At 73.3% G+C, this 25,776-nt stretch carries 25 protein-coding genes and 1 pseudogene; 12 read left to right on the forward strand and 14 right to left on the reverse strand.

The window, feature by feature from the left end:
* The first annotated feature begins 13 nt into the window (after positions 1–13).
* Genes L1857_RS23980 through L1857_RS23990 form a run of 3 tightly spaced genes read left to right on the forward strand, consistent with a single transcriptional unit; the run spans position 14 to position 2,205 of the window.
* The gene (locus L1857_RS23980) at positions 14–394 is read left to right on the forward strand and encodes a DUF742 domain-containing protein (protein ID WP_020422162.1); all 381 of its coding nucleotides are present in this window, start codon (positions 14–16) and stop codon (positions 392–394) included.
* Positions 369–983, forward strand: coding sequence for a GTP-binding protein (locus tag L1857_RS23985; protein WP_094007977.1), 615 nt, complete (start codon positions 369–371; stop codon positions 981–983). The genes L1857_RS23980 and L1857_RS23985 overlap by 26 nt, the downstream gene beginning before the upstream one ends.
* Entirely contained in the window at positions 976–2,205 is a 1,230-nt protein-coding gene (locus tag L1857_RS23990; protein WP_116111050.1) for a styrene monooxygenase/indole monooxygenase family protein, read from the forward strand. Before L1857_RS23985 ends, L1857_RS23990 begins: the two co-directional genes overlap by 8 nt.
* 38 nt (positions 2,206–2,243) lie before the next feature.
* Here L1857_RS23990 and L1857_RS23995 read toward each other — a convergent pair whose 3' ends face one another.
* The 6 genes and pseudogenes from L1857_RS23995 to L1857_RS24015 form a co-directional block, all read right to left on the reverse strand.
* The gene (locus tag L1857_RS23995) at positions 2,244–2,732 is read right to left on the reverse strand and encodes an AMIN-like domain-containing (lipo)protein (RefSeq protein ID WP_094007975.1); all 489 of its coding nucleotides are present in this window, start codon (positions 2,730–2,732) and stop codon (positions 2,244–2,246) included.
* A 95-nt stretch (positions 2,733–2,827) separates the two neighbouring features.
* Entirely contained in the window at positions 2,828–3,106 is a 279-nt protein-coding gene (locus tag L1857_RS24000) for a PRC-barrel domain-containing protein (protein ID WP_116111049.1), read from the reverse strand.
* Entirely contained in the window at positions 3,096–3,488 is a 393-nt protein-coding gene (locus L1857_RS24005) for a PRC-barrel domain-containing protein (protein ID WP_116111048.1), read from the reverse strand. Before L1857_RS24005 ends, L1857_RS24000 begins: the two co-directional genes overlap by 11 nt.
* Positions 3,485–4,369: a divalent metal cation transporter gene (locus L1857_RS35435; RefSeq protein WP_346731878.1), complete on the reverse strand. Its 885-nt coding sequence runs from the start codon at positions 4,367–4,369 to the stop codon at positions 3,485–3,487. The genes L1857_RS24005 and L1857_RS35435 overlap by 4 nt, the downstream gene beginning before the upstream one ends.
* Positions 4,273–4,716, reverse strand: a pseudogene (locus L1857_RS35440) (divalent metal cation transporter); the annotation flags it as partial. The gene L1857_RS35435 and the pseudogene L1857_RS35440, both read right to left, overlap by 97 nt.
* On the reverse strand, positions 4,713–5,144 hold the full coding sequence (locus L1857_RS24015; RefSeq protein ID WP_240323223.1) for a hypothetical protein: 432 nt from the start codon (positions 5,142–5,144) through the stop codon (positions 4,713–4,715). The pseudogene L1857_RS35440 and the gene L1857_RS24015, both read right to left, overlap by 4 nt.
* A gap of 120 nt (positions 5,145–5,264) precedes the next feature.
* On the opposite strand from L1857_RS24015, the gene L1857_RS24020 reads away from it, so the two are divergent.
* Both L1857_RS24020 and L1857_RS24025 read left to right on the forward strand, forming a co-directional pair.
* Positions 5,265–6,422: a S1C family serine protease gene (locus L1857_RS24020; protein WP_240323222.1), complete on the forward strand. Its 1,158-nt coding sequence runs from the start codon at positions 5,265–5,267 to the stop codon at positions 6,420–6,422.
* A gap of 29 nt (positions 6,423–6,451) precedes the next feature.
* Positions 6,452–7,279: an SDR family oxidoreductase gene (locus L1857_RS24025; RefSeq protein WP_116111045.1), complete on the forward strand. Its 828-nt coding sequence runs from the start codon at positions 6,452–6,454 to the stop codon at positions 7,277–7,279.
* A 226-nt stretch (positions 7,280–7,505) separates the two neighbouring features.
* Here L1857_RS24025 and L1857_RS24030 read toward each other — a convergent pair whose 3' ends face one another.
* The gene (locus L1857_RS24030) at positions 7,506–7,796 is read right to left on the reverse strand and encodes a 4a-hydroxytetrahydrobiopterin dehydratase (protein ID WP_094007968.1); all 291 of its coding nucleotides are present in this window, start codon (positions 7,794–7,796) and stop codon (positions 7,506–7,508) included.
* Between the two features lie 127 nt (positions 7,797–7,923).
* Here L1857_RS24030 and L1857_RS24035 point away from each other — a divergent pair, with 127 nt between their 5' ends.
* The 4 genes from L1857_RS24035 (at position 7,924) to L1857_RS24050 (ending at position 11,459) form a co-directional block, all read left to right on the forward strand.
* A complete protein-coding gene (locus L1857_RS24035; RefSeq protein WP_094007967.1) occupies positions 7,924–9,039 on the forward strand; it encodes a WD40/YVTN/BNR-like repeat-containing protein in 1,116 nt (371 codons plus the stop codon).
* Positions 9,036–9,332 (forward strand): MoaD/ThiS family protein, encoded by a 297-nt coding sequence (locus tag L1857_RS24040; protein WP_094007966.1) that lies wholly within the window; start codon positions 9,036–9,038, stop codon positions 9,330–9,332. Before L1857_RS24035 ends, L1857_RS24040 begins: the two co-directional genes overlap by 4 nt.
* Positions 9,333–9,633: 301 nt before the next feature.
* Entirely contained in the window at positions 9,634–10,815 is a 1,182-nt protein-coding gene (locus tag L1857_RS24045; RefSeq protein ID WP_205413277.1) for a sensor histidine kinase, read from the forward strand.
* Positions 10,812–11,459 (forward strand): response regulator transcription factor, encoded by a 648-nt coding sequence (locus L1857_RS24050; protein ID WP_094007965.1) that lies wholly within the window; start codon positions 10,812–10,814, stop codon positions 11,457–11,459. Before L1857_RS24045 ends, L1857_RS24050 begins: the two co-directional genes overlap by 4 nt.
* A 157-nt stretch (positions 11,460–11,616) precedes the next feature.
* Here the strand turns inward: L1857_RS24050 and L1857_RS24055 are convergent, their stop codons facing one another.
* A complete protein-coding gene (locus L1857_RS24055; protein ID WP_094007964.1) occupies positions 11,617–12,051 on the reverse strand; it encodes a hypothetical protein in 435 nt (144 codons plus the stop codon).
* Positions 12,052–12,398: 347 nt separating this feature from the next.
* On the opposite strand from L1857_RS24055, the gene L1857_RS24060 reads away from it, so the two are divergent.
* Together L1857_RS24060 and L1857_RS24065 are read left to right on the forward strand one after the other, a co-directional pair.
* A complete protein-coding gene (locus L1857_RS24060; protein ID WP_240323220.1) occupies positions 12,399–13,622 on the forward strand; it encodes an alpha/beta fold hydrolase in 1,224 nt (407 codons plus the stop codon).
* A gap of 83 nt (positions 13,623–13,705) precedes the next feature.
* Positions 13,706–13,924 (forward strand): hypothetical protein, encoded by a 219-nt coding sequence (locus L1857_RS24065; RefSeq protein WP_205413276.1) that lies wholly within the window; start codon positions 13,706–13,708, stop codon positions 13,922–13,924.
* 117 nt (positions 13,925–14,041) lie between these two features.
* On the opposite strand, the gene L1857_RS24070 is transcribed toward L1857_RS24065, so the two are convergent.
* The 6 genes from L1857_RS24070 to L1857_RS24095 all read right to left on the reverse strand — a co-directional run bounded on the left by L1857_RS24070 (position 14,042) and on the right by L1857_RS24095 (position 24,988).
* On the reverse strand, positions 14,042–19,525 hold the full coding sequence (locus L1857_RS24070) for an ATP-binding protein (RefSeq protein WP_249466368.1): 5,484 nt from the start codon (positions 19,523–19,525) through the stop codon (positions 14,042–14,044).
* Positions 19,526–20,058: 533 nt separating this feature from the next.
* Positions 20,059–21,231 carry an FAD-dependent monooxygenase gene (locus tag L1857_RS24075; protein ID WP_116111043.1) on the reverse strand — a complete coding sequence of 391 codons (1,173 nt, stop codon included), beginning with the start codon at positions 21,229–21,231 and terminating at the stop codon, positions 20,059–20,061.
* Positions 21,232–21,242: 11 nt separating this feature from the next.
* The gene (locus tag L1857_RS24080) at positions 21,243–21,830 is read right to left on the reverse strand and encodes a maleylpyruvate isomerase family mycothiol-dependent enzyme (protein WP_240323219.1); all 588 of its coding nucleotides are present in this window, start codon (positions 21,828–21,830) and stop codon (positions 21,243–21,245) included.
* Positions 21,817–22,650: a fumarylacetoacetate hydrolase family protein gene (locus L1857_RS24085; protein WP_094007961.1), complete on the reverse strand. Its 834-nt coding sequence runs from the start codon at positions 22,648–22,650 to the stop codon at positions 21,817–21,819. Before L1857_RS24085 ends, L1857_RS24080 begins: the two co-directional genes overlap by 14 nt.
* The gene (locus tag L1857_RS24090; protein ID WP_094007960.1) at positions 22,647–23,720 is read right to left on the reverse strand and encodes a cupin domain-containing protein; all 1,074 of its coding nucleotides are present in this window, start codon (positions 23,718–23,720) and stop codon (positions 22,647–22,649) included. The genes L1857_RS24085 and L1857_RS24090 overlap by 4 nt, the downstream gene beginning before the upstream one ends.
* The gene (locus L1857_RS24095) at positions 23,717–24,988 is read right to left on the reverse strand and encodes an MFS transporter (RefSeq protein ID WP_094007959.1); all 1,272 of its coding nucleotides are present in this window, start codon (positions 24,986–24,988) and stop codon (positions 23,717–23,719) included. The genes L1857_RS24090 and L1857_RS24095 overlap by 4 nt, the downstream gene beginning before the upstream one ends.
* Positions 24,989–25,036: 48 nt before the next feature.
* On the opposite strand from L1857_RS24095, the gene L1857_RS24100 reads away from it, so the two are divergent.
* The gene (locus tag L1857_RS24100) at positions 25,037–25,774 is read left to right on the forward strand and encodes an IclR family transcriptional regulator (protein WP_094007958.1); all 738 of its coding nucleotides are present in this window, start codon (positions 25,037–25,039) and stop codon (positions 25,772–25,774) included.
* The last annotated feature ends 2 nt before the right edge of the window (positions 25,775–25,776 follow it).

Genomic DNA, 25,776 nt, shown 5'->3' on the forward strand with positions numbered 1-25,776 from the left:
GATGTGATTCGCGATGTCCCAGGACACCGGGCCGGACGAGCGGGCGGTCAAGCCGCGCAGCAAGCGGATCCGCCCGTACACGCTGACCGGCGGCCGCACCCGGGCCCGCCACCAGCTGCTGGTCGAGACGCTGATCTCGGTGCCGCAGTACGACCCGGCGCTGGCGGAGAAGCTCATGCCGGAGTCGCGGGCCCTCTACGAGCGAGCCCGCTCCCAGGTCTCGATCGCCGAGCTGTCCTCGCTGCTGACCATCCCGCTGGGGGTGGTGCGGGTGCTGGTCAGCGACCTGGCCGCGCAGGGGGCGGTGTTCATCCACCCGACCGCCCACGCCTACTCCCACGACCGGAACATGCTCGAGAGGATCCTCAATGGACTCAAGCAGCTCCCCGTCTGATCCGGGCGCGCTGACGATCTCGGCGAAGATCGTCGTCGCGGGCGGGTTCGGCGTGGGCAAGACGACGCTGGTCGGGTCCGTGTCCGAGGTGCCCCCGCTGAACACCGAGGCGTGGATGACCGAGGCGAGCGAGGGCGTGGACGACCTGCCGCCGGACGGCGGCAAGACCACCACCACGGTCGCGATGGACTTCGGCCGGATCTCGCTGTACGACGACCTGATGCTGTACCTGTTCGGCACGCCGGGACAGGCCCGGTTCTGGTTCCTGTGGGACGACCTCTCGCGTGGCGCGCTCGGCGCCATCGTGCTGGTCGACACCCGGCGGCTGGACCAGTCGTTCGCCGCGATCAACTACTTCGAGAACGACTCGGACCTGCCGTTCATCGTCGCCATCAACCGGTTCGACGGGCAGCTCGCGCACGACGTGGGCGAGGTCCGGGAAGCGCTGGCGCTGAGCCCGGACGTCCCGCTGGTCACCTGCGACGCGCGGGACAAGGCGTCGGTGCTGGAAACCCTGCAGGAACTGGTGTCCTACACGCTGTCACTGGCCGAAGTCTCGGAGGGGGGCCGGATCCGCGCCCATGCGTAAGATCCTGATCGTCGGTTCTGGGCAGTCGGGCCTGCAGCTCGCGCTGAGCCTGCAGGAGCACGGCTACGACGTCACCGTGATGTCGGCGCGCACGCCGGACGAGATCCGCGGCGGCTGGGTCACCTCGACCCAGTGCATGTTCGCCGACGCGCTCGCGATCGAGCGCAAGCACGGGCTGAACCTGTGGGACGACGTTGCGCCCCGCGTTGCGGGACAAGGGTTTTCCATGGCCGGCCCGGACGGGCAGCGGGCGCTGAACTGGATCGCGTCGTGGGACGGCGGCCCGGCGCAGTCGATCGACCAGCGGGTCAAGATGTCGGCGTGGCTGGAGCTGTTCGAGGAGCGCGGCGGCAACGTCGTCATCCACGGCGTCACCACGGCCGACCTCAACGGCCTGGCCCACCTCTACGATCTGGTGATCGTCGCGGCCGGCAAGGGCGAGCTGGTGCAGCTGTTCGACCGCGACCCGTCGCGATCGCCCTACACCAAGCCGCAGCGGAGGCTGTCGGTGTCCTATGTGCACGGTCAGCGGTCGCGGCCGGAACGCCCGGGCACCACCGACGTGTGGATGAACATCATCCCCGGCGTCGGCGAGCTGATCAACATCCCGGGCTACACGCTGTCCGGGCCGTGCGACATCTTCTACGTGTCCGGTGTCCCGGGCGGGCCGTTCGACGCGTTCGCCGACCGGCCGCCTGCCCAGGAGCAGCTGCGGCGGCACCTGGAGCTGTTCCGGCAGTACATCCCGTGGGAGTACGAGCGGGCCAAGGACGCGGAGCTGACCGACGGCAAGGCCGTGCTGGTCGGCGGGTACGCGCCGGTGGTGCGGCACCCGGTGGGCGAGCTGCCCTCCGGCGCGTTCGTGCTCGGCATGGCCGACGTGGTGGTGGCCAACGACCCGATCACCGGCCAGGGCGCGAACAACGCGGCCAAGTGCGCCGAGTCGTACCTGGGCAGCATCCTGGAGAACGAGGACCGGCCGTTCGACCGGGACTGGATGCAGCGGGCGTTCGACCGGTACTGGGAGCACGCCCAGTGGGTCACCACGTTCACCAACGCGATGCTGCAGCCGCCACCGCCGCACGTGCAGCAGATCCTCGGCACGGCGCAGACGAACCCGGCGGTGGCGAAGCGGTTCGTGAACGGCTTCAACAACCCGGCCGACTTCCAGCACTGGCTGCTGGACCCGGCCAAGACCGAGGAGTACCTGGCTTCGGTGTGAGCCCGGGCGGCGCGCGGTGCGGCCGCCCGGCCCGGTTCTCAGTGACCGACGTCGATGACGACGCGGGTCGGTGCGGTCAGCGTGAACACCCGCACCCAGGACTGGTTCCGGGTACCCAGGCCGATCGACACGTACCCCTCGTAGTCCCCGGTCACGGCCACGGCCATGACGTTGCGGAGGTTGCGGGTGCGGAACTTGTCCGGCCCGGGGTAGGTGCGGTTGCCGTTGTCGTCGTGCGCGCGGGCCGGGGTGGTGGTGACGGCGAGGAAGTGCTCGCCGGTGAGCCACACGATCTCCCCGGAACCGTCGGCACGCAGCTCGTCGGTCCACCGGTGGGTGACCTGGGGCGGCGGGCCGGTCATGTCCAGCACGATCCGGTCGAAACCGGTGTTGAGGCCGGTGCGGATGCTCGTCATGGTGGCGACACCCGGTTGGGCGCCGGCCGGCGCCGCGGCGACGACGGCGCCCGAAATCGCGAACAGAGTGGCGGCGCAGGCTGCGAGCAGGCGCCGTGGGGTGAGGGTCATCGGTGACCTCCTGCCGGGAGAGAGAGGGAATCCCAGCGCTGGTCCTCTCCAGACGCGCCGGCGGGCCGGAGGTTGCGTCGCTTTCGTCCCGTTCGTCAGCGGGTCCAGCGGACCTGCGACCACGGGATCTCCCGCGTTCCCCGGTGCAGGACCTTCGCCAGCCACGCCAGCAGCACCGGGCCGCGCTGGCTGGTCCGCTCGTACCCGAGCAACCGGCCCCGCCGCCGGGGCGTCACCAGCACCGCCACCGTCCGCTCCCGGCCGAGCGGGTCGAGCCGGGTGATCAGGTCGGTCACCTTCCCCAGCGGACGGCCCCGGACGTCGTAGACCCGCCGCCCCAGCAGCCGACTCGCCCGCACCACCTCATCCGCCATGACCGGACCCCGGGATCCGCGCGATCAGCTTGTCCCGCAACCACTTCTCCAGCGGCGGCACCTCCAGCACCTCGGCCCGCAGCGACAGGGTCACGTCGCTGCTGACCTGTTTGACGTGGTCGTAGGTGATCCGCAGCGGCTCGGCCCGCCCGCCCCCGAGCCGGGCGGCCAGCGTGCACAGCACCTTCCCGAGGAGGCCGCCGATCCGCTCCCCCAGCACGTGCTGCCCGACCAGCAGCGCGGTGATCCGGTAGGTGCCGTCGGGGTTGCGGGCCAGCTCGACGTCGTCGACCTTGCCGACGGGGTGGCCGTCGACGTCGACGATCTGGCGGTCCAGCAGGTGGAACTCGACGCGCAGCGGGTCCGGCCGTCCGAGGATCACGACTGCCCCATCCCGGTGATGATCATGAGCGGGATCGCGGCGGCCGCGGCGATCACGATGATGATCAGGAAGGTCACGCCGAGGAAGTTCTGCACCCGCCCGTTGGCGTGGTCGCCGAGGTAGTCCCGGTCGTTGGCGACGACCAGGATCGGCAGGTAGGTCAGCGGCAGCACCACCGCGCTGAACAGCAGCGACAACTCGGTGATCTGCACCGGGTCGATCGTGGTCAGCAGCGCGGCGGTGCCCAGCAGGACGCTGATCAGCATCACGGTGTGGAAGCGGGCCGCCTCACGCGGTTTCACCAGCTTGCCCCACTGCCAGCCGAAGTACTGCGCGATCGAGTACCCGGTGGACAGCCCGGTCTCCAGCGCGGCGCCGAAGGTGGCCGCGAAGAACCCGATCATCACCACGACCAGGCCCAGCTTGCCCAGCGCCAGCGCGACCGGCAGCGCGGTCTGGCTGAGCTGGTCGACCTGGACGCCGGCGGGGAAGAACACCGTCGCGGCGCAACCCATGATCGCCAGGCCGAGCAGCCCGCCGAGCGGGAAGCCGACGAAGGTGTTGCTGCGCTCGGTGGACAGGTCCTTCGTCGTCCACTTCTCCTCCACGCCACCGGAGGAGAAGAAGAACACCTCGTAGGGGGTGAGCGCCGAGGCGAACAGCGACACCGCGAGATAGCCCCAGGTGCCCCAGTTCTCCCCTGCGGCGGGCCGGCGTGGGTGAGCTGCTGGGCGAAGGTGCCCCACGGCGGGTCGAGCGCGATCAACGCGACCACGAACACCACCAGCGCCAGCCCGAGCACACCGAAGACCTGTTCCATCACCGAGAACTTCACGCGCCACAGCACGATCCACACGGCGAACGCGGCCAGCGGCACCCACAGCACGTGCGGCAGGCCGCTGGCGAGCTGGATGGTGAGCGCGATGCCGCCGATCTCCGCGGTCAGGGTCAGCAGCGTGACCAGGTAGGACCCGGCGAGGTTGGTCATCGCGGCGCGCGGGCCGAGGCGCTCGCGGACCAGGTCGAACACCGCGCGGCCGCTGACCGCGGCGACCCGGCCGGCCATCTCGGCGAACACGCAGATGCCGAGGACGCCGACGACCACGATCCACGCCTGCCGCATGCCGAAGCGGGCGCCGGACTGGGCGTTGGCGACCAGGTCGCCGATGTCGACGAACCCGCCGATGGCGGTGAGGACGCCCAGGGTGACGGCGATGACCTTCTTCATCCGTGGCTCTCCACGAACGCGGTCAGCTCGTCGCTGACGCGCACCAGCTCGGCGTCGGCGTCGGCGATCCGTCCGGTGTCGCCCGCCTCCAGCGCTTCCTGGGCCTCGGTGGCGCGGGCGACGGCGTCCTGCAGGCGCGGGTGCAGCTCGTCGTAGAGCCGCTGGGTCTCGGGGCTGGTGGGCGGCTGGCTGTCGAGCTCGTCGAGCGCCTTGGTGGCGGTGGCGAGCGTGTCGTCCACGGCGGCGGTGGCGAACGTGGGGAACAGGCGGCCTTCGGTGTGGGCCACGATGATCTGGTGCAGGGTGCCGACGGCGGAGAGGCCCTCCTGCGCGCGGACCACCGCGCTGTCCGCAAAGCTCGCTGCTGAGCCGGAACAGGCGGTGAGCGTGACCGCGAGCGCGAGGCCCGCGAAGACCGTCCTCCGCATCAGGCCGGCGTACCCCAAGGTCAACTGGGCAAACGGGAGGGCCTCTCAGGTGTTTCACGGTCCGGCCGCAGGCGAATCTCAGGGATGAGGGGTTCACTGGACGGCGGAGGAGGGGCAGTCATGACCTACTACCCACCGCACTACGACCCCTGGGCGCCGCCACCACCGCCGCGCCGGAAGCGGGGGCTGGGCACGCTGCTGAGCGTGCTGGGCCTGGTGGTGCTGCTCGCGCTGGGTTTCGTGGCGTGGGACCTGGGCCGCGGGTCCCTGTCGCCGGGCAGCACCTCGTCGCCGCTGGAGCGCGGCCTGCGCGGGGAGCAGACCAGCAGCTCCACCCTGGACGTGGCCGGGGTCGCGGAGAAGGTCGAGCCCGGGCTGGTCGACGTCTACGCCACGCTGGGCTACTCCGGGCAGCAGGCGGCAGGCACCGGGATGGTGCTCACCGGGGACGGCCAGGTCCTGACGAACAACCACGTGGTCGCGGGCGCCACCAGCATCAAGGTGACCGACGTGGACACCGGACGCACCTACCGCGCCGAGGTCATGGGGTACAGCCGGTCACGGGACGTGGCGCTGCTGCGGCTGCGGAACGCCTCCGGGCTGGGCACCGTCACCACGGGCGACTCCTCGGCGGTGTCCGTGGGTGATCCGGTGGTCGGGCTCGGCAACGCGGGCGGCGACGGCGGCGAACCGAGCGTCTCACCCGGGAAGGTGACCGCGCTGAACCAGTCGATCACCGCGACGGACGAGTCGACGGGCAGCAGCGAGCAGCTGACCGGCCTCATCCAGGTGGACGCGAACATCCAGTCGGGCGATTCCGGCGGCGCGCTGGCCGATGCCGACGGCAAGGTGATCGGGATGAACACGGCGGCCTCGACCGGTTACCAGTTCGGGCAGAGCGGGCGCACCGCCGGGGTGAGCGGGTTCGCCATCCCGATCGACGACGCGCTGACGCTGGCCCGGCAGATCGCGGCCGGGCAGGGTTCCGACACCATCCACATCGGACCGTCGGCGTTCCTCGGGGTGTCGGTGAGCGACGCGGGCGGCTCGGGTGCGCTGGTGCGGCAGGTGGTCTCCGGCGGCCCGGCGGACAACGTGGGCCTGCGGGCCGGGGACGTCATCACCGGCCTGGACGGCCGCGCGGTGGGCTCGGCGACCGAGCTGACCGCGGTGATGGACACGCTGCACCCGGGCGACCACGTCACGGTCACCTGGCTGGACCAGGCCGGGCAGCAGCACGGCGCGACCGCCGCGCTGGTCGAGGGGCCGGTGGGTTAAGCACCGGGGCGGCGGGTAGCTGGTCGGGTATGACGCACACAGCTCCCCTTCCCGCAGAGCAGGCCGGACGGCCGCGGACCGCGATCGTGACCGGGTCCGACTCCGGCATCGGGCGCGCGATCGCCGTCGCGCTCGGTGGTGGCGGCGTGGACGTCGGCATCACCTGGCACCGTGACGAGGACGGCGCGAACGCGACCGCCGAGCAGGTGCGCGAGGCCGGGGCCCGCGCCGAGGTGCGGCGGCTCGACCTGGCCGACCTGCCCACCGCGGCCGCCGCGATCGACGAGCTGGCCGACGTGCTCGGCGGTGTCGACGTGCTGGTCAACTGCGCCGGCACGGGCACCGGTCAGCGGGTCATGGACATGGACTTCGACACCTGGCGGCACGTGCTCAGCGTCGACCTGGACGGCGCGTTCCTGTGCGCGCAGCGGGCGGCGCGGCGGATGATCGACGCCGGCACCGGCGGGCGGATCGTCAACATCACCAGCGTGCACGAGCACGCCCCGAAGGTCGGCGCGGCGCCCTACTGCGCGGCGAAGGCCGGGATGGGCATGCTGACCAAGGTGCTGGCGCTGGAGCTGGCCGAGCACGGGATCACGGTGAACTCGGTGGCGCCGGGCGAGATCTCCACGCCGATGACCGGCCAGACCGACGTGAACCCGCACGACCAGGAGCGCCCCGGGGTGCCGCTGGGGCGGACCGGGCACGCGGAGGAGGTCGCCGCCGTGGTGGCGTTCCTGACCACCCCCGCGGCCGGCTACGTGACCGGCTCGTCGTACGTGGTGGACGGCGGGATGCTGCTGATGGGCCCGCAGGGCGCCTCCGGCCTCGGCGACAACAGCTGGCGCAAGATCTGACGCCCGCGAGTCCCACACTCAGGCCGGCGAGTCCCGCATTCAGGCCCGCGAGTCCCGCATTCAGGCCCGCGAGTCCCGCATTCAGGCCCGCGAGTCCCGCATTCAGGCCCGCGAGTTCCGCATTCGGTGGCCCCGCCCGGGCCGCCGCGTTCAGGGCCCCGGCCACGAACGTGGATCTCGCGCGCACGAACGTGGGACTCGCGCGCGGGAGCGTGGGACTCGCGCGTCAGGTCAGTTCGGTCAGCAGCGCTTCGATGCGGCGTGCCAGCCACAGGTCCGGCTCGGTCACCCGTCCGGGGAAACCCGTGGTGACCGTGAACGTCAGCTCGCCGCGGCGGCGCTCGAACTGGGCGTGGTCGGCCAGCTCCGCGGCGTCCCGCTGCACGCGGCCGATCAGCGTGCCGTGCGCCTGCTCCGGCAGCCGCACGGTGCGCGACAGGCGGCCGGCGTTGCCGCGCCAGTTCGCGAGCCCGCCCAGGGCACGGGCGATTTCGGTGTCCGACAGCGCCTGCGGCATGGCCTGCTCCTTCCGATGCGCTTCCCGGGCGGGTACCCGGGGCCCCGCCCGCAAACCGCAAGATTGGAGAAGACGCGGCGCCCCGCCGCTCCCTACGGTCTAACCACACACGTGGGAAGGAGCGGCGATGAGCGGGGTTCGCGTGCTGGTCGGCACACGCAAGGGTGCGTTCGTCCTGACATCCGACGAACGGCGCGCCGACTGGGAGGTCAGCGGACCGCACTTCCCGGGCTGGGAGATCTACCACGTCAAGGGCTCCCCCGCCGACCCGGACCGGATCTTCGCCGCGCAGTCCACCAGCTGGTTCGGCCAGCTGATCCAGCGCTCCGACGACGGCGGGAAGACGTGGCGGCCGGTGGGCAACGAGTTCGCCTACGAGGGCGTCCCGGGCACCCACCAGTGGTACGACGGCACCCCGCACCCGTGGGAGTTCGCGCGCGTGTGGCACCTCGAACCGTCGCTGACCGATCCGGACCTGATCTACGCCGGGGTCGAGGACGCGGCGCTGTTCCGCTCGAACGACGCGGGCGCGACCTGGCAGGAGCTGCCGGGCCTGCGCGGGCACGGCTCCGGCCCGAACTGGCAGCCGGGCGCGGGCGGGCTGTGCCTGCACACGATCATCCAGGACCCGCGTGACGCCAACCGCCTGGTCATCGCCATCTCCGCGGCCGGGGCGTTCCGCACCGAGGACGGCGGCAAGACCTGGCAGGCGATCAACCACGGCCTGCAGTCGGGCCAGATCCCCGATCCGGACGCCGAGGTCGGGCACTGCGTGCACCACATCGCGCGCCACCCGCAGCGCCCGGACGTGCTGTTCATGCAGAAGCACTGGGACGTGATGCGCAGCGACGACGGCGGCGACAACTGGTACGAGATCAGCGGGGACCTGCCGACGGACTTCGGGTTCGTCATCGACGTGCACGCCCACGAGCCGGACACGGTGTACGTGGTGCCGATCAAGAGCGACGAGCACCACTTCCCGCCGGACGGGCGGCTGCGCGTGTACCGCAGCCGCGGCGGCGGCAACGAGTGGGAGCCGCTGACCGCGGGGCTGCCGCAGGAGAACTGCTACGTGAACGTGCTGCGCGACGCGATGGCCGTGGATTCGCTGGAGTCGTGCGGGATCTACTTCGGCACGACCGGCGGCCAGGTCTACGCGTCGGCCGACTCCGGGGACACCTGGGCGCCGATCGTGCGTGACCTGCCCGCGGTCCTCTCGGTGGAGGTCCAGACGCTGCCATGATCCGCGTTCACCTGCCCGCGCACCTGCGCACGATCGCCCACATCGACGGCGAGGTCGAGCTCGACCTGGACGGCACCGTCACCCAGCGCGCGGTGCTGGACGCGCTCGAGGAGCGGTACCCGATGCTGCGCGGCACGATCCGCGAGCACGGCACCGGCAAGCGGCGGGCGTTCGTCCGGTTCTTCGCCTGCGAGCAGGACCTGTCGCACGAGGAGCCGGACGCCCCGCTGCCCGCACCGGTGGTCGCGGGAACCGAACCGTTCCTGGTGATGGGCGCGATGGCCGGGGGTTGATTTCTAGGTGGCTGGGGCACACACCCGGCCACCGGGGCCCTCGCCGCGCGGGCGGAGCCTCCTCCGGAGGAGGCAACGCGCGCCGCCACGGGCCACCGCCACCGGCCGCAGGCCGAACCTCCCTCCTGAGGTCGCGACACCCGGCCTCCGCCTGCCATCGCCGTCGAGTGCCGCGGCCGCTCGCCCTCGCTCCCGAGGCGAACGCGCCCCGGAATCAGCGCCGCATCCTCCCCAGCAAACCGCCCGGATCTCCTTCCTGAGGAGGAGACGCCCGGCGCCGGGGGTCGATTACTGTCGTCGTGTGGTACTGGCGTGGGTGGGGCGGGCGGTGGGTGACCGGTTCGGGCCCGCGCGCCTGGTGCCGCTGGTGGTCGGCCCGGGGTATCTGCTGCTGGTGCAGGGGCCCGAGCCGACGGCCGCGGACTGGGCGGTCGTGTTCGCCGCGGCGGGGGTGTTCCTCGCGGGCGGGGTGTGGCCGCTGGCGGTCACCGTCGCGGAGGCGCTGCTCATCCTGGCCGCGCACCAGTGGGCGGACGCGACCCCGGTCGCGGTGAAGGTGCTGGCCGGCGTGGCGCTGTTCGAGCTGGCCATCCGCCGCCCGATGCGCACCGCCCTGCTCGGCGCGGGCGCGGTCACCGCCGTGTACTTCGTGCTCGGCACCTACGACCACGTGCTCACCGGCGTGCTCGCCGTCGGCTACCGCGTGCTCACCGTCGTCGGCGGGCCGCTGCTGCTCGGCGCCTACCTGCGGGCCGGGGTGCGCGCGGTGGCGCAGGCGAGCGCGCGGGCCACCGAGGCCGAAGCGCGCCGCGAACTGGCCGCGCGCGGCGCCCGGCTGACCGAGCGCACCGAGATCGCTCGCGAACTGCACGACCTGGTCGCCCACCACGTCGCGTCGATGGCGCTGCGGGTGGGGGTGGCGCGGGCCGTGGTGCCGGACCTGGACCCGCGGGTCGGCGAGGTGCTCGACGACGTGCACGCCTCGGCCACCCGGACGCTGTCCGACCTGCGGGAGCTGGTGTCCGCGCTGCGCGATCCGGCGAGCGTGCGCGACCACGGGGTGCTCATCGAGACGGCGTCGCTGCCGGCCGCGGTCGAGTCGGTGATCGAGCGCAGCAGGCGGGCCGGGCTGGCGATCGACTGCCGCGTCGACCCGGGCATCGCGGCGCTGGACTCGCTGCGCGGCCTGGCGGTGCTGCGGCTGGTGCAGGAGAGCCTGACGAACGTGGCCAAGCACGCCGGGCCGGGCGCGCGGGCGTGCGTGCGGGTGGACTCGGGCGGCGGGCAGGTGCTGGTCGAGGTCACCGACACCGGCGGCACGCGGGACGGCGGTGGTGAGCCCGGCTTCGGCCTGGTCGGCCTGCGGGAGCGCGTCGACCTGGTCGGCGGTTCCCTGGAGGCCGGCCCGCACGGCGACGGCTGGCGGGTGCGGGCGTCGATCCCGGCGGAGACGTCCGCCCAGGCATCCCCGGAGGGCCCGTGATCCGCACCCTGCTCGTCGACGACCAGCAGCTCGTCCGCGCCGGTCTGCGCATGCTGTGCGAGTCCACTCCCGACATCGAGGTCGTCGGGGAGGCGCCGCACGGCGGTGAGGCGGTGCGGCTGGCCGGCCGGGTGAAGCCCGACGTGGTGCTGATGGACCTGCGGATGCCGGGCGTGGACGGGATCGCCGCGACGAAGACGATCCTCGGCGAGCGGCCGGCGACGCGGATCGTGGTGCTGACGACCTTCGACGACGACGAGCACCTGTACCCGGCGCTGGCGGCGGGCGCGTGCGGGTTCCTCGCGAAGGACGCCACGCCCGCCGAGCTGCTCGACGGGATCCGCCGGGCGGCGGCGGGCGGCAGCCCGTTCAGCGACGACGTCCTGCGGCGGCTGGTCGGGCAGGCGGTGCGGTCCCGGGCGCCGCGCCCGGAACTGCCGCTGACCCCGCGCGAACGGGAAGTCCTGGGGCTGGTCGGGATGGGACTGTCCAATGCGGACATCGCGGCGCGGATGCACGTCGGGGTCACGACGGTCAAGACGCACGTCGCGAACCTGATGGACAAGACCGGCAGCCCGAGCCGCGTGCACCTGGCGATCCTGGCGGTGCGCCACGACCTGACACCGGACACCGGGAAACGATGACCCCAGCCGACGGGGCACGCCGGAGCCCGGCCACAAAAAACGCCCCAGCCGGAAGACGCCACTGGCCGGGGTGCCCAACAGCCGCAACCCCGGCACCGGGAAACGGTGACCCCCGGCCGGAGCTGGGGGTCACCGTCAGGGAGAGAGGCGGCCGGCGTCAGTCGTCGTAGCCCTCGTCCTCGTCCTCTTCATCGTCCCAGTCGTGGCCGTGGTGGTCGTGCCCCGCGACCGCGTGGGTCTCACTCGCGTGCGCACCATTCGGGCCCGCCCAGAAGCAGCCATCGGCGTACCAGGCGTGGTGGCCGTTGGTGCCGGCGACGGTGTACTCGCCGCCCGCGCCGTCCGGGCCGGCCGACAGACTGGAGTCGTGGTAGGCGGCGTAGCCGTGGTGGCCGTGGCCCCAGCCGTCGTGGTCGTAGCCGTCATCGTGGCCCGCGACCGCGCCGGTGTTGCTGATCGCGGCGCCGTGCGCCCCGGCGGACGCGCTGGACTCACCGTAGGCCCCGTAGCTGTCAGCCGACGCGATGCCCGCGGCACCGAACGACAGCGGGATGGCCAGCAGGCTGGCGATCGCGAAGCGACGAACGTTCATTGTTCTGAATTCCCTTCGTATCAACGGATTCCGGACCGGAACCTGACCGGCTCCGCGGACCGGGTGCCCGGGACCGCCGGGGCAAATCCGGCAGGTAGATGTGACGCAGGACACGTTGCGATCACGGCGTGTCGGCGCGACAGCCGAACTCCCGCTGGTCGGCCCCGCGAAACCGATCCGTCACGGCGGGCGCGGTGAAATTCGTTGTGGCGCAGGGCATCCATCGTTGGTGCGTCACTCACGGGTGTGGACTGGACCAGGTTCCGGAGGTTGACAACACCTCCCCGGCCGCCGATGCTCATCGCAGTAACTGTTACTTCGGGTAATGGCTTCAGGGAGGAGGCGGCGTGGTCCGGCGAGTGGTGTCCCGGGACGGCACCCGGATCGCGGTCGCGGAGGCCGGCGATCCGGCGGCGCCGACAGTGGTGTGCGTGCACGGCTACCCCGACGACCGTTCCGTGTGGGACGGCGTGGTGGCCCGGCTCGAACCGCGGTTCCACGTGGTCACCTACGACGTCCGGGGCGCGGGCGAGTCGGATCGCCCGTCGCGGCGCGCGGCCTACGCGCTCGACCGGCTGGCCGAGGACCTGGCCGCCGTGCTCGACGAGGTCAGCCCGGACCGCCCGGCGCACCTCGTCGCGCACGACTGGGGGTCGATCCAAAGCTGGCACGCGGTGACCGGGGAGCGGCTGCGCGGGCGGATCGCGTCGTTCACCTCGATCTCCGGGCCCTCGCTGGACCACGTCGGGCACTGGGTCCGCGCCCGGTTGCGGCGGCCGTCGGGGTGGGGGCCCGCGCTGCGGCAGCTGGTGCACTCGGCCTACATCGTGTTCTTCCGGATCCCGCTGGTTCCCGAGCTGAGCTGGCGGTCCGGGGTGGGCCGCTGGGTGTTGCGGCGGCTTTCGGGCAGTGCGGCGGGCCGTCCGGCGGTGGCGGACGCCGTGCACGGGCTGGAGCTGTACCGGGCCAACGTCGGCGTCCGGTTGTCGCGCCCGCGGCCGCGGCCCGCCGAGGTGCCGGTGCAGGTGCTCGCGCCGCTGGGTGATCCGTACGTGACGCCCGCGCTGCAGACCGACGTGGCGCGGTGGGCGCCGCGGCTGTGGGTGCGGCGGTTGCCCGGCGGGCACTGGATCCCGCGGGAGCGGCCGGACGTGATCGCGCGGTGCGCGGCCGAGCTGGTCGAGTTCGCCGAGGGCGCGCCGGAGAGCCGGTCGCTGCGGCGGGCGCGGTCCGCCGGATTCGAGGGGTATTCGGTGCTGGTCACCGGGGCGAGCCGCTTCGCCGGGGCCGTCTCGGCGGCGTTCGCGGCCGCCGGGGCGGAGGTGCGCCGCGACGGGGCCGAGGTGCCCGACGTGGTCGTCGACAGCCAGGGGTCCGCCGCCGAGTACGCGCGGCGGATGGCTGAGCGGGGCGAGGGCGGCTGCCTGGTGCTGCACGACCCCGCCGAGGCCGCCCGCCTGCGGAAGAAGTTCCCGGGGCTGGGAGTGGTCCTGGCCGGGGACGGCTCACCCGAGCGGGCCGCCCAGCGGGTCCTCCGCGCGGTGGCGCGGAACCGCCACGCGGGAGTCTGACGGGCGCCCGGGCCGGAACCCGGGCGCCCCCGAACAAGGCCGCCGGGGCGGAGGTGCGCCGCGACGGGGCCGAGGTGCCCGACGTGGCCGTCGACAGCCAGGGGTCCGCCGCCGAGTACGCCCGGCGGATGGCTGACCGGGGCGAGGGCGGCTGCCTGGTGCTGCACGACCCCGCCGAGGCCGCCCGCCTGCGGAAGAAGTTCCCGGGGCTGGGAGTGGTCCTGGCCGGGGACGGCTCCCCGGACCGGGCCGCCCGGCGGGTCCTCCGCGCGGTGGCGCGGAACCGCCACGCGGGAGTCTGACGGGCGCCCGGGCCGGAACCCGGGCGCCCCTCGCGCCGGCCCCAACGGCCAGTAGTCCGGGGCACATCAGGGCCTGGCGAGCGGGCCGCTGCCCCGCGAGGCAGCGGCCCGTCGCCGTCAGCTCCGCGCCAGTCCGCGCTCCACGGCGGCGATGATCTGCGGCCGCAGCTCCTCCGGGCGGATGATGGCGTCCACCGAGCCCACCCGCTGCGCCCGCTGGATCGAGTGCACCCCGTCGAACTCGGCGGCCACCTCGCCCAGCTTCTCGGCCCGCACCGACGCCCGGACGTCCGCCAGCTGGGTCACCAGCGCGGCCCGCGAGGCGCTGTCCGCCGCCGCGATCCGCGCCTCCAGCTCCGTCACCCGCGGGTCGTTCGCCGTGCGGGCGTTGACCTCCTGCGCGAACACCACCGCCGCCGCGGGGGCGCCGCCCAGCACCGAGGCGTACGAACCGTCCACGGCCAGCACCGTCATGTTCGGGTTCAGCGTCTTCGAGAACACCACGAACGCCCCACCGTGGTAGCGGGAGATCACGCAGAACACGATCGGCCCGCGGAAGTTCACGATCGCCCGCCCGATCTCCGCGCCGTACTCCAGCTGGAGCTTGCGCATCGACTCCGGGGAACCGTCGAAACCGGACAGGTTCGCCAGCACCACCAGCGGCCGGTTCCCGCTCGCCGCGTTGATCGCGCGCGCCGCCTTCTTCGACGAGCGCGGGAACAACGTGCCGGCGGTGTAGGTGTCCGGTCCGTCGGTGGGCGGGAACCCGCGCCGCGGCACCGACCGCGACTCGATGCCCAGCAGGCACACCGGATAGCCGCCGAGGTGCACGTCCTGCACCACCGCGGTCTCCGCGTCCGCCATGCCGGCCCAGCGTTCCAGGATCGCGTGGTCCTGGTCGGCCAGGGCGCGCATCACGGTGCGGATGTCGAACGGCTTCTTGCGGTCCGGGTTGGTCTCCCGCGAGAAGATCTGGCCCACCGTGGTGAAGTCGGACCCGACGATCGCGTGCGGGTAGTCGGAGATGTCCCGGTCCACCGGGTCGGTGGTGACCGCCCGGCGCGGGCCGGTCTCCCCCGGCAGCACGTACGTGTGGTCGTAGTGGGACATCAGCACGCCGTGCGCGGCGCCGAGGTTCGGCGCCCAGTACTGCGCCTGCCCGTTCGGGCCCATCACCCGGTCGTAGCCGCCGATGCCGAAGTTGTCCTCGGCCGACACGCCCCCGGAGAAGTCCAGCGACTGCTTGCCGGTGAGCACCATCGCCGAGTCCGGCGTCATCACCAGGACACCCTTGGTGTGCATGAGCATCGTGGCCTCGGCGTTCCAGTACGGCTGGGCGCCCACGTTGATGCCGGCCACCACGATGTTGATCTCGCCACCGTCCTGGGTGAACTGGACGATCCGGCGCAGGGCCGCGGCGATCCAGTCCATGTTCTCGGTGCCGGAGTCCATCGCGATCCGCGCCCCGGCCGACAGCGCGTACCACTCGACCGGAACGCCCAGCCGGTCCGCCAGGTCCAGCGCCGCGATGACCCGCGCGCACTCCGGTTCGGACAGCGCGCCGAGCGCCTTCGTCGGGTCGCCGAGCAGCACCACGCGGGTCACGCCCTCCGGGTACCGCTCGGTCGGCGTGGTCGCCACCCCGGCCACGATCCCGGCCTTGTTGAGCCCCTTCTCGCGCTCGACCGGCACCAGCGCGCCGGAGTCGTCGAGGTCGTACTCGGTGAACGAGCCGCCCTCGCCGGCCAGCATGCCGGTCAGCTCGTACGGGTAGACCGTGCCGCGGCGCCGCGCCCGCAGCACCTTCTGGCCGTAGTCGTCCAGCGGCTGGATCAGCTCGGTCGGCGGATCGGTGATGGTCAGCCGCACCCCGGTGGCGACGTCGTAGGTCACCCGCACCGCGATCGGCCGCAGCTCACCGGTCTCCTTGTCCCGCTGGCGGCCGAGGAACAGCACCTCCTCGACACCGGCGCCCGCGGTCGACGGCACCACCCGCTGCGCGACCGTGTTCAGGTCGTCGGCCGTGAGGTCGCTCGGCGGCCACACGTAGAGGAAGATCCGGTTGGTGTCGAGCCGCTTCTTGGCCGGGCGCTGGGCCTGCACCTTGCGGATCGCGTCCAGGCACGCGCCGAGCGCGCCCTCGACGGCGGGCAGGGCGAGGATGCGGCCCTCGTCGTCGCGCAGCGGGGTCAGGTCGCGGACCTGCGCCATCGCGACGAGCCGCTCGTCGGACGGGTTCTTCGGCGCGACGCAGCGCAGCAGGTAGACGTCCTCGTCGGCCGACGGCAGCCGGGTGAGGTCGAAGTTCTGCAGGCGCCGCAGCTGCAGCCGCTGCCCGATCAGCGGGTGCAGGCCGCGGATCAGCCGCTCCTCGGTCAGGCCCGCCGACGACGGCCGGAACGTGAAGTGGTGGTGCATCGCCGAGCCGCTGCGCCCGGCGACCGTGGTGGTGATGCGGCGCAGGTCGGCCGGCAGCGCGACCCGGGACAGCACCTCGCGCAGCTCGGCGGCCATGAGGTCGGCCTCGGCCGGCTGGCCGGTCCAGGTCAGGTAGACGTCGGCGACCAACGCGCCCGGCTCGGCCTTCGCCGCGACCTCGGCGACCGTGCGCACCGCGTCGGCCAGGCCGGTGAAGTCGGCGACGGTGGCGATGAGCCGCTGCCGCTGGCCGTCCAGGTCGTACCCGGCGGTGACGAACGCGTGCCCGCCCGCGGTGCCGGTCTCCACGCCCTCCAGGCCGTGCTCGCGGTAGTAGCGGCGGCTCAGCACCTCCAGCAGCGGGCCCGGGTCCAGGCCGGGCCGCCCGATGCGCTGGCCGAGCAGCCGCACCAGCGGTTCGGGGCTGGCGACCATCTCGGCGATGCGCTGCTCGCGGTCGGGCGCCTCCGGGTTGGCGTCCAGGTAGCCGAGGTGCCGGCGCACCTTCGTGTAGACCTCGGCGCGGGTGCGGCGCAGCAGCGGCTGGGCGAACCAGCGGAACACCACGCTGCGGGCGAGGTCGCCGACCACCGGGAACCGCAGCTGCGTGGCGCGGATCAGGTGCTCCAGCGCCTGGCCGACGGTCTGCCGCGAGCCGTTGTCCGGCGGGGCCTCGGTGAGCCACTGCTGCAGCAGCGCGGTGATCACCGCGACGTCGGAGGCGGCGCGCTGCTGGGCGAGGAAGATGCGGAAGACCGCTTCCTCCAGCTCGGGCGTGCGGTCCAGCCCCTCGACCCCGTAGTGGCTCAGCACGCGGGTCAGCCGGCCCTGGAAGGTCTCCGACAGCCCGGCGCGCTCGGCGTCCAGGCTCTGCAGGTAGGTGTGGAAGTGCTCGCGCGGGCTGTGCACCCGCGTCTCGGCCTTGGTCTCCTCGCCGTCGGGCTTGTTGCGGGACAGCTCGGACAGGTCGGCGAAGATCTCCAGCAGCCCGGCCTCGGCGGCCAGGCCCCGGTACCGCAGCTCGGACCGCGCGGCGAGGTACCCGGCCAGGGTGCGGCCGCCGTCGCGCGGGTCGACGTCGAACCCGAGCAGCATGCTGCGCAGGTCGTTCATCCCGCGCTCGGCGCGCTGCATCGCGGTCAGACCGTCCGGCTCGGACGGCAGGTCCAGGTCCACCCCGGCGGTTTCCGGCGCGGCGTCGGCGTCCTCGGCCAGCGGTTCCAGGCGCAGCAGGGCGGCGCCGGTCTCGACCTGGCTGCCGACGGAGACCATCGACTCCTTGAGCAGCGCCTTGAACGGCGCGCGCAGGACGGTCTCCATCTTCATGGACTCCAGCACCAGCACCGGGGCGCCGGCCTCGACCTCGTCGCCGACGGCGAGCGGCGTGGCGACCACCAGGGCCGGGGCGGGCGAGCGGACCACGCCGCCCTCGTCGCGGCTGATCCGGTGCGTCACGCCGTCGACCTCGACCAGGTGGATCGGCCCGTGCGTGCCGGTCACCAGCCGGAAGCGGCGGCCGTTGACGTGGATCTGGCCGGTGTGCTCGTCGTACCGCTCCAGCTCGGCGTCGACGGTCTCCACGTCGTCGCCGGTGACGAACCCGATGCGGTAGCGGCCGGGACCGGTCTCGGCGACGGTCAGCCGGTAGGTCGCGCCACGCAGCTTGAGGTCGATCGGGCGGCCCACCTCGTGCTGCACCTGCGGGCGCCCGCCGTGCGCGGTGGACAGCAGGCGCTGCAGCTCCACCTGCTTCTCGTCCTGGTAGGCCTCGATCGCGGCGGCGGCCAGCGCGATGCCGGAGTGGGCGTGCGAGACCAGGCGGCCCTGGGCGCGGACCCGGTCGATCCAGCCGGTGTCGGCGCTGGCGTCGATCACCTCGGGCTGGTCGAGCAGGTCGAGGACGAAGCTCTTGTTGGTGGTGCCGCCCTCGATGAGCACGGTGGTCTCGCGCATCGCGCGGCGCAGCCGGGACAGCGCCTCATCGCGGTCGCGGCCGTAGGCGATGATCTTGGCGATCATCGAGTCGAAGTCGGCGGGGATGGTGTCGCCCTCGCTGACGCCGGTGTCGACCCGGATGCCGGGGCCGGCCGGGAGGTCGAGCAGCGCGATGCGGCCCGGGGCGGGCGCGAAGTCGCGGTCGGGGTCCTCGGCGTTGAGCCGGGCCTCGATGGCGTGGCCCAGCTCGGCGGGCGGGGTGCCCTCGAGCTTGCCGCCGGAGGCGACGTGCAGCTGGGCCTTGACCAGGTCCATGCCGGTGGTGGCCTCGGTGATGGGGTGCTCGACCTGCAGGCGGGTGTTGACCTCGAGGAAGGCGAACAGCTTCTCCACCGGGTGGTACAGGAACTCGACGGTGGCGGCGCCGCGGTAGCCGACCGCGACGGCCAGCCGCTCGGCGGAGGCCTTCAGCTCGGCCACCTGGTCCGGCGCGAGCAGCGGCGAGGAGGACTCCTCGATGATCTTCTGGTTGCGGCGCTGCACGGAGCAGTCGCGCACGCCCAGCGCCCACGCGGTGCCCTGGCCGTCGGCGATGACCTGGACCTCGACGTGCCGGGCGCCGGTGACCAGGCGCTCCAGGAACACCACGCCGCTGCCGAAGGCGCGCGCGGCCTCCTGGCTGGTGCGCTCGTAGGCATCGCGCAGCTCGTCGGCGTTGTTGATCACCCGGATGCCGCGGCCGCCGCCGCCCGCGGTGGCCTTGAGCATCAGCGGGTAGCCGATCCGCTCGGCCGAGCGCAGGGCGGCGTCCAGGTCCTCGACCGGGCCGCGGCTCCACGGCGCGACCGGTACGCCGACCTCTTCGGCGATCAGCTTGGCGCCGATCTTGTCCCCCAGTTTGCGCATGGCGTCCGGGTTCGGGCCGATGAAGGTGACGCCGATCTTCTCGCAGAGTTCGGCGAAGGCCGGGTCCTCGGCGACGAAGCCCCAGCCGACCCACGCGGCGTCGGCCTTCGTCTCGATCAGGGCGCGTTCGAGGACGGCGAGGTCGAGGTAGGGGCGGTTGGCCGCGGGCCCCAGGTTGTAGGCGATGTCGGCTTCCCGCACGAACGTGGCGTTGCGGTCCGCGTCGGTGTAGAGGGCCACCGTCTCGATGCGTGGCCCGCCCTCCGCGTTGAGCTCACCGACGGCGTGGATGAGCCGCATCGCGGCTTCTCCCCGGTTGACGATCGCGACACGACTGAACACCGAATCGAGCCTCACAGGTTGTGGTGGTTGGACGGCGCGGCCTCCCCTGGCCGCTGGTCCAGCATCGCGCGTACCCATCGGTAGTGTGATCGTCGCACCCGCACCGTGCCGTGGGCGGATTTTTGTCGGAACCCTCCAAAGCAGCGCGCTGACCCGGGACAATGCCGGCGGCTCGCGCGCACGCGGGACCGCGCGGATCGTGAGAGCCTGATCACTCGCCCTTGTAGAGGACGGCCAACAGCCGGTGGGGCCGTCAGCGACGGACCGGGAAGCGCATCGCCGACGGGACACCCCGCACCCGGCGGGGCGCCCCCGGCACCGCGTCACGGGCCGGTGGATCCAGGCCGCCGACGGGGCACCCCGCCCGGCGAGGTGCCCCGGCACCGGCTCACGGCCGGTAGAGCCAGTCCGTCCAGCGGTAGCCGTCCAGACGGCGTTCACTCACGTACTCGTTGCGCAACAGCCGCACAAAGCCATCACACGCAAGCCACCAACGGGACACCCCGCACCCGGCGGGGCGTCCCGGCACCGGCTCACGGCTGGTAGAGCCAGTCGGTCCAGCGGTAGTCGTCCAGGCGGCGTTCGCTCAGGTACTGGTTGCGCAGCAGCCGGGCGAGGCCGTCGCAGTGCCACAGCTCGCCCCACACCCGGGCGCTCGACTGCACCCGCGCCGTCCGCGCCGTGCGGGCCTGTTCGTAGGCCGCGAGCGCGGACGGCCAGTCCAGCGCCGCCGCGGCCTGCTGCTTCGCGACCTCCCCGGCGAGGCTGTGCGCGTCCTCCAGGGCCTGGCACGCCCCCTGCGCGAGGTACTGCAACATCGGGTGCGCCGCGTCGCCGGTCAGGGCCAGCCGCCCGTCGACCCAGCGGTCCACCGGCAGCCGGTCGTACATCGGCCACCGCCGGTCCCGCCACAGCCACGCCAGGCCACGCCGCACCGCGTCGCACGTGCCCTCGAACGCCGTGTCCAGCTCCTCCGGGCCGCCCCACTCCGCCTCGCCGCGCGCGTACGCGGGCGAGGCGAACACCGCGACCGTGTTGAGCAGTTCCCCGCCCCGCAGCGGGTACTGCACGAGGTGACACCGTGGTCCGAAGTGGACGACCACGTCGGTGAGCACGTCGGAGTCCAGCCCGGTCACCTCGGCCACCGGGCGGGTGCCGCGGTAGGCGACGTAACCCGAGCACACCGGCTGGTCGCCGGACAGCCGCGGCCGCAGCGACGACCACAACCCGTCGGCCGCCAGCGCCGCGCCCGCCGCGAACTCCCGCTCCCCCGCCCGCACGCGCACGCCCTCGGACAGCACCTCGACGTCGTCCACCTTGTGGTCGGCCAGCAGCTCGACCCCGGCGCGGGCGCACGCGTCGTGCAGGATCGTCAGCAGGTCGCTGCGGTGGATCACCACGTACGGCGCGCCGTAGCGCTCGACGAACCCCGGACCGAGGTCCATCGAGGTCAGCTCGGCGCCGTCGAGCGCGTCCTTGAGCACGAGCCGCCGCGGCAGCACCCCGCGCGCGACGACCTCGTCGAGCAGGCCCCACTCGCGCAGGATCCGGGTGGCGTTGGGCGCCAGCTGCAGCCCGGCGCCCACCTCGGCGAACGCGGGCGCGCGCTCCAGCACGCGGACGCGCTGCCCGGCCGCGGCGAGGGCGAGGGCGTTGGCCAGCCCGCCGATCCCGCCGCCCACCACCACGACATCGGTGTCGGTCATGTCCTCTCCTCCTACAACCACGGGCCGAGTTCGGGGGCCTGGCCGGTGCGTCCGGTGAGCCAGCGCGCGAGCGCGGGCCCGTGCCCCTGCGCGATCCGGCGCTTGAGCGCGTCGCCGATCAGGGCCTCGACCAGGTCCGCGGGCAGATCGCCGAACCCCACGCCGCGGTCGAGATCGGCCGCGTGCACGGCGACCTCGCGGGTGCGCATCCAGACGATCTCGGTGGCCGGCACGGTCCGGCCCTGCGCGGTGACCACCTGGCTGGCCCACGCCGCATCCGGGAGTCCGTCCAGGTCCGCGGCCAGCGCGTCCGCCGATTCCCGCACCAGGCGGCGCAGTTCGGCCACGGGCAGCCGCGCGCCCGTCTCGATCTCGGCGTTGCGCTGCTCGGTGCTCGCGTACATGCGTGATTCGACCCCGGTGCGGGCCCAGCTGACCAGGCGCCGCAGCGCTTCGGCGTTGTAGTGCAGGTGCGCGACGAGGTGGCGGCGGGTCCAGCCGGGCAGCAGCGTCGGCGCGTCGAACTCCGCGTCGGACAGCTCGCCGATCACCCCGAGGACCAGCCGGGTGCCCTCGTCCATCCAGTCACGCGTGCTCATCACGCGCCACGTTCTCCAGCCGGCCCAGGCCGCTGATCTCGGTGACCAGCCGGGCGCCGCCGGACAGGTAGCGCGGCGGCTTGCGGGCGTGGCCCACTCCGCCGGGCGTGCCGGTGGCGATCACGTCGCCGGGCCGCAGCGTCAGGATCGTGGACGCGTACCGGACCAGGTCGACCGGGCCGAACACCAGGTCGCCGGTGTTCGCCTTCTGCACCTGCTCGCCGTCGACCGAGCAGCTCAGGTCCAGGGCGGGTGTGGTGCCGCCGGGCAGCTCGTCCGGGGTCACCAGGTACGGGCCGAACGGGGTGGTTCCCTCGAACGTCTTGCCCTGCAACCACATCGGCGACCGGTACTGCCAGTCGCGGGTGGTGACGTCGTTGAGGACGCTGAACCCGGCGATCGCGGCGGCCGCCTCGGTCTCGCTCGCGCGGCGCACGGTCGCGCCGATGACCAGCGCCAGCTCGGCCTCCCAGTCCACGGCGTCCGATTCGGGCGGCAGCGCGATCGGGTCGGCCGGGCCGACGAGCGCCTCCGGGTACTTGGCGAACAGCGTCGGGTACCGCGGCAGCTCGCGGCCCATCTCCAGGATGTGGTTGCGGTAGTTCAGGCCGACGCACAGGATCTTGCCCGGCCGCGGCACGACCGGGGCGAGGCCGGCACCCGCCAGCGGCCGCTCCGGCGTGACCGCTCCGGCCTGGGCGCGCCAGTCCTCCTGGGCGAGGAAGGCGCCGACATCCGGCGCGCCGAGTTCGGCGTACCGCTCGCCCTCGACGCGGATCGCGCGGGTGCCCTCGGCGGTGCGCAGGGTCGCGAGTTTCACTGCTGTCCTCCCACCCGCACGCGGTCGGCGTGCAGTCGCTCGAAGATCGGGGTGTCGCTGAACCGGAACAGGTCCAGCTGCGTGTCGGCGGCCAGGGTCACCTCGGCCCAGGACGGCACGACGAACAGGTCACCGTGGTCGACGGTCCACTCCTGATCGGCGACGCGGACCGTGCCGGAGCCGTCGAACACCTGCCACACGGCGGAGCCGACCTCCTGCCGCGGCGCGGTTTCCGCGCCGGGACGCAGCCGGTGGAACTCGGCGCGGATGGTCGGCATGACGTCGCCGCCGGTGGTCGGGTTGGTGAAGCGGATCGCGGCGTGACCCGGCTCGACCACGCCCGGGTAGCCCTCGTCCTCCAGGGCGAGCTGGTCGGTCAGCGCGGCGTCGGTGTGCTCCCACCGGTAGGCGGCGATCGGCGAGTGCACCGCGGGCGCGGTCTGCGACACCGGGCGCAGGCCGGGGTGGGCCCACAGCCGCTCGGCGCGGGAGCGCTCCGGGGTGTCGGTGCTGGACACCCGCTCCGGGCCGAACTCGAAGAACGCCGAGCCGGTGTAGTGCACGAACGGGATGTCCAGGCCGTCGATCCAGGCCATCGGCTCGCTGGAGGTGTTGTGGTGGCCGTGGAAGTGCCAGCCGGGGGTGAGCAGGAAGTCGCCGCGGCGCATGGCGACCGGGTCGCCGTCGACGACCGTCCACACGCCTTCGCCCTCGACGACGAACCGGAACGCGTTCTGCGTGTGCCGGTGCTCGGGCGCGTTCTCGCCCGGGCCGAGGTACTGGATCGCCGCCCACAGGGTCGGCGTCGCGTACGGCGCGCCGCCGAGCCCCGGGTTGGCGAGCGCGATGGCGCGCCGCTCGCCGCCGCGGCCGACCGGCACCAGCTCGCCGGCCTTTTCCGCGAGCGGCAGCAGGGTCTTCCAGCGCCAGGCGTGCGGGCGCATCGCCGGGGACGGGCTCATCGGCATCAGGTCGCCGATCTCGGTCCACAGTGGAACGAGGAGTTCCTCGGCGAACCCCCGGTACAGCTCGTCGAGTTCGGGGGACGGCTCGGGCTGGTTGCTGGTCATCGGGTGACCACTCCTTCCTTACGGATGACGGGACGGGGGCAGGCCCAGACGAAGCCGCTGGCGACGGCCGCGCCGATGGCGAACACGAGGAAGTTGGCGGTGACGCCGAACCCGGCGGCCAGCAGCCAGCCGCCGGCCTGCGGGGCGAGCACGGCGCCGATGCGGCCGATGCCCAGCGCCGAGCCGAGCGCGGAGCCGCGCAGCGGGGCCGGGTAGTGGTCGGCGACCGCGGCGATGATCAGGCACTGCGTGCCGTGGGTGCCGACGCCGGCCAGGACCAGCGCGAGGTAGGCGCCCGCCTGCGACGGGCGCAGCACCAGCACGAGCAGGCCGGCGGCGGCGACGGCCGCGGCGAGCACGGCGGCCCGGCGCGGGCCGAGGCGGGCGCCGGCCCACGCGGTGACCAGCGAGCCGCCGACGGCGCCGAGGTTGAGCGCGAGCAGGAACGTCAGCGCGGAGCCGAGGTCGAACCCGCTCTGCCGCATCAGCTGCGGCAGCCAGGTGCCCAGCCCGTACCAGGCGAACAGCGTCGCCAGCGTGGCGAGGGCGAACAGCACGGTGGCGCGGGTGCAGGGCGGCTTCAGCAGGGCGCGGAAACCCCGGTGCGGCACGGTTTCCGTCTCCGGTACGAGGGAGTACTTGCGTTCCAGTGCCTCGGCTTGCGCGATGCGGCCCTTGGCGCGCAGCCAGGCCGGGGATTCGGGCAGCAGCCACGCGCACAGCGGCAGCACGAGGACGAGCGCGAGCAGGGCGATCGCGAACATCGCCGGCCAGCCGTAGCGGGGCAGGACCGCGATGCCGATCAGCGCGGCGAGGCTGCCGCCGATCGGGACACCGGACATCATCAGCGTGGCGACCAGCGAGCGGCTGCGGGCGGGGACGAACTCGCTGCCCAGGGCGTTGGCCGAGGGCACGAGGCCGCCCAGGCCGAGCCCGGCGAGCAGGCGGAAGGCGCCGAAGACGACCGGGTCCGGGGCGATCGCGCAGAGCGCGGTGAACACCGAGAACCAGGCGGTGCAGGCCAGGATGGTCCGGCGGCGGCCGAGCGCGTCGGCCAGGCGGCCGGCGAGCAGGGCGCCGAGCAGCATGCCGAGGAAGGCGAGGCTGCCGAGCAGGCCGGCGGTGCTGCTGGTCAGGTTCCAGCCGGGTTCGGTGAGCAGCTGCGGCAGGACCGTGCCGTAGACGATGAGGTCGTATCCGTCGAACACGACGACCACCCAGCACAGGGCGGTCACCAGGGGCGCGACGTTGCGCGGTGGGGCGGGCATGCGAGGAACGTAAGCGAGGTTCTGTCAGCAGGGATCTACAATTCTGCTGTGAAGAACAAACCGCCGTACGCGATCGACTCGGTCGACCACGCGCTGCACCTCGCGACGATGCTGCAGGAGGGGCCGCTGGGGGTGTCGGAGGCGGCGGCGCGGCTGGGGGTGTCGCGGTCGACGGCGCACCGGCTGCTGGCGATGCTGGTGTACCGGGATTTCGCCGAGCAGGGGCCGGACCGCCGCTACCGGGCGGGGCCGGTGCTGCGGCCGGCCGATCCGGTCGGCGCGCCGGTGGCGTTGCTGCGCGAGGTGGCGATGCCCCACCTGCGGGCGCTGGTGGCGCGGGTGCGGGAGACGGTGAACCTGCAGGTGCTGGCCGGGACGGAGGCGCGGTTCCTGGCTTCGGTGGAGTGCGACCAGATCCTGCGCGTGGGCGACCGGGCCGGGCGGGTGCTGCCCGCGCACCTCGCGTCGGGCGGCAAGGCGCTGCTGGCCGCGCTGCCGGCGGCCGAGCTGACGCGCCGGTACGCCGGGACGGACGTGAACCTGACCCGGCTGCGGCGCGAGCTGGGCCTGATCCGGCGGCGCGGCTTCGCGATCAACGACCAGCTCACCGAGACCGGGCTGACGGCCGTCGGGGTGGCGATCCCGTGGCCCGGCGCCGACGAGCCCGCGGCGGCGGTCTCGGTGGCGCTCCCGTCGGCCCGCTTCGACCACGACGTGCTGCCCACCTGGGTGGGCGCCCTGTCCGCCACCGCGACGGCGATCGCCCGCGACCTGGGAGACGGCTGATC

This window comes from Amycolatopsis thermalba (genome assembly GCF_023376025.1).
In the GTDB taxonomy this organism is placed as follows: domain Bacteria; phylum Actinomycetota; class Actinomycetes; order Mycobacteriales; family Pseudonocardiaceae; genus Amycolatopsis_E; species Amycolatopsis_E thermalba.